At 61.5% G+C, this 9,727-nt stretch carries 9 protein-coding genes; 4 read left to right on the forward strand and 5 right to left on the reverse strand.

What is annotated here, in order from left to right:
• Positions 1-161, reverse strand: a 161-nt coding sequence (locus AC1D05_RS35415; RefSeq protein WP_477444546.1) for a transposase family protein, incomplete at its 3' end; no start/stop codon positions are given.
• A gap of 137 nt (positions 162-298) precedes the next feature.
• Between AC1D05_RS35415 and AC1D05_RS35420 the strand changes: the two genes are divergently transcribed.
• The 4 genes from AC1D05_RS35420 to carB all read left to right on the forward strand — a co-directional run bounded on the left by AC1D05_RS35420 (position 299) and on the right by carB (position 6,663).
• On the forward strand, positions 299-655 hold the full coding sequence (locus tag AC1D05_RS35420; protein ID WP_475459078.1) for an ArsR/SmtB family transcription factor: 357 nt from the start codon (positions 299-301) through the stop codon (positions 653-655).
• A gap of 478 nt (positions 656-1,133) precedes the next feature.
• The gene (locus AC1D05_RS35425) at positions 1,134-1,892 is read left to right on the forward strand and encodes a metallophosphoesterase family protein (protein WP_477447594.1); all 759 of its coding nucleotides are present in this window, start codon (positions 1,134-1,136) and stop codon (positions 1,890-1,892) included.
• A 175-nt stretch (positions 1,893-2,067) separates the two neighbouring features.
• Entirely contained in the window at positions 2,068-2,952 is an 885-nt protein-coding gene (locus AC1D05_RS35430; RefSeq protein ID WP_477447596.1) for an SH3 domain-containing protein, read from the forward strand.
• A 207-nt stretch (positions 2,953-3,159) separates the two neighbouring features.
• Positions 3,160-6,663, forward strand: coding sequence for a carbamoyl-phosphate synthase large subunit (carB, locus tag AC1D05_RS35435; protein WP_477447598.1), 3,504 nt, complete (start codon positions 3,160-3,162; stop codon positions 6,661-6,663).
• Between the two features lie 68 nt (positions 6,664-6,731).
• Here carB and AC1D05_RS35440 read toward each other — a convergent pair whose 3' ends face one another.
• From AC1D05_RS35440 to AC1D05_RS35455, 4 genes are all read right to left on the reverse strand, one after another.
• Positions 6,732-7,523, reverse strand: coding sequence for a hypothetical protein (locus tag AC1D05_RS35440; RefSeq protein ID WP_477447600.1), 792 nt, complete (start codon positions 7,521-7,523; stop codon positions 6,732-6,734).
• A gap of 175 nt (positions 7,524-7,698) precedes the next feature.
• Entirely contained in the window at positions 7,699-8,253 is a 555-nt protein-coding gene (locus AC1D05_RS35445; protein WP_477447602.1) for a hypothetical protein, read from the reverse strand.
• A gap of 250 nt (positions 8,254-8,503) precedes the next feature.
• On the reverse strand, positions 8,504-8,896 hold the full coding sequence (locus tag AC1D05_RS35450; RefSeq protein WP_477447604.1) for a RidA family protein: 393 nt from the start codon (positions 8,894-8,896) through the stop codon (positions 8,504-8,506).
• A 37-nt stretch (positions 8,897-8,933) separates the two neighbouring features.
• On the reverse strand, positions 8,934-9,326 hold the full coding sequence (locus AC1D05_RS35455) for a RidA family protein (RefSeq protein ID WP_032931345.1): 393 nt from the start codon (positions 9,324-9,326) through the stop codon (positions 8,934-8,936).
• Positions 9,327-9,727: the final 401 nt, after the last annotated feature.

The following is a 9,727-nucleotide window of genomic DNA, read 5'->3' on the forward strand; positions in this document are numbered from 1 at the left end:
GCTTCCGCCCCGGCGATCACCGCCATAAGACACAGCAGCAGCACCTCATCCAGCGGATACCTTACCTTCGCACTCTGCCGACCATCAGGCAGATCCTTGAAATGACCCAGAAAAACAACCGTTTCCGCGAACGCACCGGCGTTGCAAGCCACATCGTCCATCCAGATATTCCCCCTCAGAATCAAATGATCTCGACAGATTCAGCTCTCAACCTCCTTGTCACGCGTTAACTCACCCGATTGCCCTGGGTGAGGACGGATGCGTTGAAATCAGCCCGGACTGCGCTTAGGTTCCAGCCATGACGTTACCTCATCCCAATACGGACCAGATCAGCCTGCCCATCGTGCTCGGCGTGCTCGGCGACCCGACGCGGCTCGCCATCGTGCGCTACCTTGCCAGTAAGGAAGGCGTGCCGCTGAACTGCAGCCAGTTCCTCGATCTCGGCTCCAAGACCAATCTCAGCTACCACCTCGCCAAACTGCGCGAGGCCGGCGTCACCCGCGCCGAAGTGGTCGGCACCAACCGCATGATCACGCTGCGCCGCGCCGACCTCGACGCCCGCTTCCCCGGCCTGCTCGACAGCGTTATCGCCGCCGCCGGCGACGATCCCGCACTGCCTGCGGTCGGCGGCCACGACATCGAAGCGCTGGCCTGAACCTTGAAGAACTTGGGTTCCCCGCCCCCACGGGAGTGTGGGAGAGGTGGCTACCGCATGCACACATTTCCAGTCGGTTGGTCTTTGGCGATAGCGTGCATGACAGCTTGGCGCATGCATTGTCTTATGCTGCACGGTCGACCCCCACTCCGTCTCGGCTTCGCCGAGCCACCTGCCGGGGCGAGCCACGGGTCTCGCCCGTCCTTCGGACCCCCCGATCGACGGGGTAGAGGAAAGGCGCCAAGCTTTTGCCGTCAACGCTCGTCCAGCAAAGCGCCTTTCCTTTCTCTCCGGAGGGGGGAAAGGTGGCGCTGCGAAGCATTGGGGGAAACACCTGGCAATCAAGCCTCGCGCCGATCAATCACGCCAGTCACAGGAAATGTGTGCATAGCGTAGCCGCGAAGCGGGGGCGAGGAACCCAAGTCCTGCTAGGGTAGCCGTTCCGACCAGTCATTCATCATCCACGGGGCCCCTAAAAATGCGCATAGCCGTCCTCGCCGATATCCATGGCAACGTCCTGGCGCTCGACGCCGTGCTTGAGGACTTGGCACGGCGCGGCGGCGCTGATCTCACCGTCAATCTCGGCGACAGCGTTTCCGGTCCGCTCTGGCCGCGCGAGACGTTTGCGCGGCTGGAAGCGCTGAACCTGCCGACGGTGCGCGGCAACCATGACCGCCGTGTCGCCGCCGATCCGGCGGATGAGACCATGTGGGCCTCCGACGTCTATGCGCAGGAACGGCTGACCGAGGCGCAGCGCGCGGCGCTTTTCGCCCAGCCGCTGACGCTGGAGATCGCGCCGGGGATTGTCGCCTTCCATGCCCGCCCCGACCATGACGAGAAATACTTCGCCGACGCCATCGTCGACGGCCAGCTGGTGCGCGCGCCGCTGGCGGCGATCCGGCGGCGGCTGAAGGCACTCGACCCCGCCTGCCGCATCGCGCTGTGCGGCCACAGCCACCGCGCGGAGCTGGTCCGCATCCCCGATGGCCCCGTCATCTTCAATCCCGGCAGCATCGGCTGCCCTGCCTATGACGATTCCACGCCGCCGGCGCATGTCTCCGAACAGGGCTCGCCGCATGCGCGCTACGGCATCGTCACCTTGGGTGGCGAAGGCCAGCCCGACCGCTTCGAGGCCATCGCCGTCGACTACGACCACGAAGCGGCGGCGCGGCAAGCCGAACAGGCGGGACGGCCGGAATGGGCGCATGCGCTCAGGACTGGCTTCATGCCGAGCTGAACTCGTTCATGCCAGGCTGAACGCCTGCGTTCACATTCGGGCTGAAGAAGGCGTGAACATCTCGCTTGTAGACATGGCGGCGCACCGTCGCTTATAAAACCGGCTTCGCGTGCGGCAGCGTTTTCGGGTTCTGGCGGTGCCTTTGGTAATGCAATTGATCGCCGACAGCCAAGTGATGAGGCGCCGACTGCGGACAATTCTCTACGCGCTGATCGCCGCTCCGTCGTTGCTGACGGCGTTTGCAGCAGCTTTCCCCGCCTATGCCGAAGACACGCCCTTCATCTCCATCGTCAGCGGGCTGGCCCCTGACGACCTGCTCAATGTCCGCGCCAACCCCTCGCCGATCGGCAAGACCGAGGCCCGCATCGCCAATGGTGCGAGCGTCACCAACCTCGGCTGCAACGACATTGACGGACATCAATGGTGCAAGATTGTATCGGACAATCCGAAAGCCACCGGCTGGACGCCGGCACGCTACCTCGTTCCCGTCAATCCGGCGCCCGTGCCAGACACCGACCAGCCGACGGGAGCTCAGGGCGCGACGCCTGCCGAGTCCAGCCTACCGCCGCCGGACCTGACGGCGCGGCTCGGCGATGTGGCCCATCCGGCCGCTCCGGAAACGCCGGCGAAATCCGCCGCCGACACCGCCATGCAGGACGCCTACGGCCTGGCACTGGTCGCGGCTGCAACCCCGTCGACCGGAGACGACCCCGCAGGGCCCGTCCAGGATGCCGCCGTCGACACGCAGACCGTCGCCGACCTGCCCCCGCAGCCCGCAGCTCTTGCCCCGGGTAGCGTGGAGGTCCCCTGCGCGCGCTATGTCGGCCAGCCGATGGAGCGCTGTGCCGCGACCGTCGTGCATAAAGGCAAGGACAAGGCCGACGTGACCGTCACCTGGCCCGATGGCGGCACACGCGTCATCTCCTTCCGTGCCGGTCTGCCAGCCGCCTCGAACGGGCAAAGCGGATTCCGCTTCACCCGCGAGGGCAGCCTGAACCTGATCCGCATCGGTGCCTCCGAACGCTTCGAGATCACGGACACGGTGGCGTTTGGGAACTAGGTGTCGGGACGAAGGCAGTAGGGCCTAGGCAGTAGGGCTTGCCTACTCCCTACTGCCCACTGCCTAATCCCTCATTTTCGGGGTTACATCCGCCAAAACTCTTCCCTATAAGGCCCACCTAGCCTGATACCAGAATCGCGAGCACAACCGGCCGGGTCTTCCCGTCCCGGTTTTTTGTGCAAGCCGCCCGCCAAACGGAACTTCGCCATGCCAAGACGCACTGACATCAAGTCGATCCTGATCATCGGGGCCGGCCCCATCGTCATCGGCCAGGCCTGCGAGTTCGACTATTCCGGCACCCAGGCCTGCAAGGCGCTGAAGGAAGAGGGTTTCCGCGTCATCCTGGTCAATTCCAACCCGGCCACCATCATGACCGACCCGGAACTGGCCGACGCCACCTATATCGAGCCGATCACGCCCGAGGTCGTCGCCAAGATCATCGCCAAGGAGCGGCCCGACGCGCTGCTGCCGACCATGGGCGGCCAGACCGCACTCAACACCGCACTGTCGCTGCGCCGCATGGGCGTGCTCGAGCGTTACAATGTCGAGATGATCGGCGCCGACGCGCACGCCATCGACAAGGCCGAGGACCGCGCTTTGTTCCGCGAGGCGATGAAGAAGATCGGCCTGGAAACACCGAAGTCGATGCTGGCCAACGCCACCGACGTCAAGAACACCGACCGCAAGACGCATGAGGCCGAGCGCGCCGCCGTCAAGGCCGAAGCTCCGGCCGATCTCGACGCCGCGCTCGACGCGCTGGAAACCCGCTGGAACCTCGGCGAAGGTGACCGCAAGCAACGCTATATCAGCCATGGCATGGCGATCGCCGCGCAGGCGCTCGACCATGTCGGCCTGCCCGCCATCATCCGCCCGTCCTTCACCATGGGCGGCACCGGCGGCGGCATCGCCTACAACAGGGCCGAATTCTACGACATCGTCCAGTCCGGCCTCGACGCTTCGCCGACCACCGAAGTGCTGATCGAGGAAAGCGTGCTCGGCTGGAAGGAGTATGAGATGGAGGTCGTCCGCGACAAGGCGGACAATTGCATCATCGTCTGCTCGATCGAGAACATCGACCCGATGGGCGTGCACACGGGCGATTCCATCACCGTCGCCCCTGCCCTGACGCTCACCGACAAAGAGTATCAGATGATGCGCAACGCCTCGATCGCGGTGCTGCGCGAGATCGGCGTCGAGACCGGCGGCTCCAACGTGCAGTTCGCCGTCAACCCGGCCGATGGCCGCCTCGTCGTCATCGAGATGAACCCGCGCGTCTCGCGCTCATCGGCTTTGGCTTCGAAGGCGACCGGCTTCCCGATCGCCAAGATCGCGGCCAAGCTCGCAGTCGGCTACACACTGGACGAGCTGGAGAACGACATCACCGGCGGCGCGACGCCCGCCTCCTTCGAGCCGAGCATCGATTACGTGGTGACAAAAATCCCGCGCTTTGCCTTCGAGAAATTCCCCGGCGCCGAGCCGGTTCTGACAACAGCCATGAAGTCGGTCGGCGAAGTCATGGCCATCGGCCGCACCTTCCAGGAATCGCTGCAGAAAGCTTTGCGTGGTCTCGAAACCGGCCTCACCGGCCTCGACGAAATCGAGATCCCCGGCCTCGGCCACGGCACTGTCGCGGCCAACCATGCCGACGACCGCAATGCGATCCGTGCGGCACTCGGCACGCCGACGCCCGACCGGCTGCGCATGGTGGCGCAGGCGATCCGCATGGGCACCTCGCTGGAAGACGTGCACGCCATGTGCAAGATCGACCCGTGGTTCCTCGAGCAGATCGCCGGCATCCTCGCCATGGAAGCCCGCATCCGCGAGCACGGCATTCCGCAGGATGCGGTCAATCTGCGCATGCTGAAGGCGATGGGTTTCTCCGATGCACGCCTGGCGTCACTGACCAAGACCGATGCCGAAGTGATTTCCAGGATCCGCGACAAGCTCGACGTTCATCCCGTCTACAAGCGCATCGACACCTGTGCCGCCGAATTCGCCTCGCCCACCGCCTACATGTATTCGACCTATGAAGTGCCGTTTGCCGGCGCGCTGGCCAACGAGGCGCAGGTCTCGTCGCGCAAGAAGGTGGTCATCCTCGGCGGCGGGCCGAACCGCATCGGCCAGGGCATCGAGTTCGACTATTGCTGCTGCCATGCCGCGTTCGCGCTGCGCGACGCCGGCTATGAAGCGATCATGATCAACTGCAACCCGGAGACGGTCTCGACCGACTACGACACCTCCGACCGGCTCTATTTCGAACCGCTGACGGCGGAAGACGTGCTGGAGATCCTGCGCGCCGAGCAGGCGTCGGGCGAACTGGTCGGCGTCATCGTCCAGTTCGGCGGCCAGACGCCGCTGAAGCTGGCGGACGCGCTGGAAAAGGCCGGCATCCCGATCCTCGGCACCTCGCCCGACATGATCGATCTGGCAGAGGACCGCGACCGCTTCCAGAAGCTGCTGCACAAGCTCAACCTCAGCCAGCCGAAGAACGGCATCGCCTATTCGGTCGAGCAGGCCCGCCTTGTCGCCGGCGAGCTCGGCTTCCCGCTGGTGGTGCGCCCGTCCTATGTGCTGGGCGGCCGCGCCATGCAGATCATCCATGACGAAGGCATGCTGCAATCCTACCTGCTCGACACCGTGCCCGGCCTGGTGCCGGAGGACATCAAGCAGAAATATCCCAACGACAAGACCGGCCAGATCAACACGCTGCTCGGCAAGAATCCGCTGCTGTTCGACACCTATCTCTCGGGCGCCATCGAGGTCGATGTCGACTGCCTCTGCGACGGCAAGGCGACCTTCGTCTCCGGCATATTGGAACACATCGAGGAGGCCGGCATCCATTCGGGCGACAGCGCCTGCTCGCTCCCCGTTCATTCGCTGCCTTCGGAACTGGTCGACGAGCTGGAGCGCCAGACGGCGGCCCTCGCCCGCGCGCTCAATGTCGGCGGCCTGATGAACGTGCAGTACGCGATCAAGGACGGCACGGTCTATGTGCTGGAGGTCAACCCGCGCGCCTCGCGCACCGTGCCTTTCGTCGCCAAGACCATCGGCCGGCCGATCGCAAAGATCGCCGCCCGCATCATGGCCGGCGAGACGCTGGAAGACGCCTTCGCCCATTATGGCGCGATGCCCGACCCGCGCAATCCCGGCCACATCGCGGTCAAGGAAGCCGTCTTCCCCTTCGCCCGCTTCCCCGGCGTCGATATCTTGCTCGGCCCGGAAATGCGCTCGACCGGCGAGGTCATGGGCCTCGACCGCGATTTCGCGTTGGCCTTCGCCAAGAGCCAGCTCGGGGCCGGCGTCGACCTGCCACGCTCCGGCACGCTGTTCGTCTCGGTGCGCGACGAAGACAAGAAAGGCATATTGCCGGCGGTCAAGCGCCTGGCCGGCCTCGGCTTCAAGGTGCTGGCCACATCAGGCACACAGCGCTTCCTCGCCGAAAACGGCGTCGTCGCCGAGAAAATAAACAAGGTGCTGGAAGGCCGCCCGCACATCGAAGACGCCATCCGCAACCGCCAGGTCCAGATCGTGTTCAACACGACGGATGGCCAGAAGGCGGTGTCGGATTCGAAATCGCTGCGGCGGGCAACGCTGATGCAGAAGGTGCCGTATTACACGACGCTGTCGGGTGCGGCGGCCGTGGCGGAAGCGATCGCGGCGTTGAAGGCCGGGAGCCTGGAGGTCAGGCCGCTGCAGGAGTATTTTGCGTGAGGAAATTGGCCCTCTTCTCCCCGTTCAATCGGGAGAAGGTGCCCTCAGGCGGATGAGGGGCCGCGCTATTACCTAAGAGCGTAAATTGCCAACCCCAAGCCAACAATGCTCGCAATGCTCGCAAAAAAGGCAACAAGCTTGTTTTCAAGAACCCAGGAGACGCTAGTTCGGATGCGGCCACCATGCATCTCCCAGCGCGTGGTATTAGTTTGAAGAGAGCGATCCTTAACCAAGGTTGCAAGATTCGCTAGAATATCCACCTTGCGTAACGTGGACTGATGAAGTCCGCTAAAATTTCTCTGTTCGAATGCCGCTGCTTCCTGCGCTCCTGTCATAAAGTCCAACGGTCGTATTTTATTCTTTTCAATTAACGACTCCAATCGCGGATGCGCTATATACCCCTTCCCGTATATATTTATGATTATTCTCGACAAATCATGCTTTCGCTCGTCGTCAATTACGATAGGTAAACCGCCGAGAACCGTATACCGATGATCTATTGCTGCAAATCCATAATTCGCATCCCGCATATTCCAATGCATAAAGTGGCTGTTCCGGTATGATCCCACGAATGAGAAGAACGCATCCAGCATGAGGCGCTCTAATCGATCGTAATGTTGTTCGATCTCCCCGAACGCCACGCCTTGGCGTTCAGCGATTTGATGAATAGAGAAAGAATGGGTCTGCGCGTCGCTTAGTTTCCGAACCGCAATGGAAGTAACTCTCGGCGAACGCCCCTCCACTCGATCATAAAAGCTTTCGCAAGAATAATGAATAACCCAAGTATTCTTTGAGTCTGAGAAAATCGCGTCAATCTCTCGCCATTCCTCTTTCTGCCGAGTCGCGTCTGGGGCGGTCATTGAATACCAAATCAGTTAGCGGTCATTGATTTGCGACAATCGGATTTATGCGCTATTGTTCCATGGCCTGATCTAGACAGGCAAGAGGGCCGCTGGACATCGGCTTTGGACGCCGAGCCAGCGGCTCCCGTGGTTCTCAGCTGGGCTGAGAATATCTCCCATTTGGACTGGGAGATTATTCTGTAGACGCCATCGCACGTATCACATTGGCAATCTTGTTCGCTTCCGCAGGCGTCAAGTCATAAGGAAGACCCTGTATCTGGACTACCAGATCCGGCCTTATAGGAATGGGCAAGATCGAGACTGATGCAGGCGGTGGACTAGAAACGCTAGCTATCGGGCGAGAGACAGAACGATCAGTAGCATCAACCTCGCCTTGCCCAACTCTCGGACGTTCTGTCACCTTCCGCCCGCTTGACTGCACCGAAGGCCGGAAGGTCATTGGGTTGTTTTGGTAGTTCTTGAAATCTTCAATCGCAGCTTTGAGGCGCCCTCTGTAGACATTCAGGCTCTCAGGCTTATATTTTGAGCCTGCAAGATTGGCATATCTCACAAAAAGCTGATCGATATCAATAATCGTGACGTCTTCGGCTTCATTGCCGTCCAGGATGCTTAGAACGTTATTTGCGGCCGCTTTACGGGCGCTAGCCGTAGCCTTGTTCATCAAGCCCTTTTTGGCAAGATAGTCGAGGAATTCAAGCAGCGCTTCGCGAGATCGTTTTCCGTCCATGTGATACCGTCCTTTGGAATACAGATACCACGATTCGGACGGCATGCAACAGATATTATGTCTAGCAGACGCATTCTATGTCTATCAGACATATATTTTTCTGAATCCGATGGGGCAGACAAACAAGAATCTTTCACCCTCTTTCCGCTAAGATGTTGAAATCACGTTATCTTTCACATGACTCACGCCATGCTTGGCCCTTGTTAGAATCATCCAGCGAGCGTTTCCGTCTCCCTGGAAGCCAAGCCCCTCAAGCCACCGCCACACACTCGATCTCAATATCAAACTCCATCGGCCAAGACGCCACCGGCACAAAACTCCGCGCCGGCGGGTTGACGCTGAAGTACTTCGCATAAACCCGGTTGATGGCGTTGTAGAAGCCGGAATTGACGGCGTAGATGCGCACCATCACGACATTGTCCAGCGAGGTGCCCGCCGCTTCCAGGCAATGTTTCAGCGCCTTCAGCGACGCCTCGGTCTGCACCTCGATGTCGCCCTTGACCAGCTTGCCGGTCAAAAGATCGAGCGGTGGTGTGCCGGAGACGAAGACCAGCCCGGCGGCCTTGGTCACCAGCGACAACGGCACGCCGAGCGTGCGCACCGCCGCCGACAGCACCGGCACTTCGACGATTTCCTTGGTCATGACGATCTCCCTGTGGTTACGGCGAGAGAAGAAAAGCTCAAGCCACCGCCACGCACTCGATCTCGATATCAAACTCCATCGGCCATGACGCCACCGGCACGAAACTCCGCGCCGGCGGGTTGGTCGAAAAGTACTTCGCATAGACCCGGTTGATGGCGTTGTAGAAGCCGGAATTGACGGCGTAGATGCGCACCATCACCACATTGTCGAGCGAGGTGCCGGCCGCTTCCAGGCAATGTTTCAGCGCCTTCAGCGATGCCTCGGTCTGCGTTTCGATGTCGCCACGCACCATCTCGCCGGTCACCATGTCCACCGGCGGCGTCGCCGAGATGAACACGAAACCGTTGGCCTTCACCGCCGTCGAACAGGGCAGGCCGAGTGAGCGGACCTTGTCCGACATGACGGGCACTTCGATGACTTGTTTTTTCATGTGGTTCTCCCTGGGTTGGCAAGGAGCTTATCTTGCCGGCCGACGAACGCCAGCGCCGTTCTTCCCTTCTCCCCTTGTGGGAGAAGGTGGCACGGCGCGCCAGCGCCGGGTCGGATGAGGGGTGTTCCAGCGGAGTGAGGCGTTGGCGTTCCCTGGAACACCCCTCATCCGTCGCCTTCGGCGACACCTTCTCCCACAAGGGTGTTTGGACCGGTGACATCGCGAACAGGTGTGCGAGGACATCGCGAACAGTTTTGCGCTTTTTGCGCGAGGGGGTTCGGGATGCCATTCGAGGACAGAAGCGCTATGAGACAGAAGGAAGAGTTCGTGCGCCTGGCGCTAGCGCCTGGGGCGAATGTGAGCCTTTTGTGCCGGCGCTTCGGTATCGGCCGGACCTGTGG

Source organism: Mesorhizobium sp. P2_E9 (genome assembly GCF_056403815.1).

Excerpts from the sequence above, each read along its gene's own strand:
- AC1D05_RS35440 (WP_477447600.1), bottom strand. The coding sequence starts at position 7,523 with ATGACCGCCCCAGACGCGACTCGGCAGAAAGAGGAATGGCGAGAGATT.
- AC1D05_RS35445 (WP_477447602.1), bottom strand. The coding sequence starts at position 8,253 with ATGGACGGAAAACGATCTCGCGAAGCGCTGCTTGAATTCCTCGACTAT.
- carB (WP_477447598.1), top strand. The coding sequence starts at position 3,160 with ATGCCAAGACGCACTGACATCAAGTCGATCCTGATCATCGGGGCCGGC.
- AC1D05_RS35420 (WP_475459078.1), top strand. The coding sequence starts at position 299 with ATGACGTTACCTCATCCCAATACGGACCAGATCAGCCTGCCCATCGTG.
- AC1D05_RS35425 (WP_477447594.1), top strand. The coding sequence starts at position 1,134 with ATGCGCATAGCCGTCCTCGCCGATATCCATGGCAACGTCCTGGCGCTC.
- AC1D05_RS35455 (WP_032931345.1), bottom strand. The coding sequence starts at position 9,326 with ATGAAAAAACAAGTCATCGAAGTGCCCGTCATGTCGGACAAGGTCCGC.
- AC1D05_RS35450 (WP_477447604.1), bottom strand. The coding sequence starts at position 8,896 with ATGACCAAGGAAATCGTCGAAGTGCCGGTGCTGTCGGCGGCGGTGCGC.
- AC1D05_RS35430 (WP_477447596.1), top strand. The coding sequence starts at position 2,068 with ATGAGGCGCCGACTGCGGACAATTCTCTACGCGCTGATCGCCGCTCCG.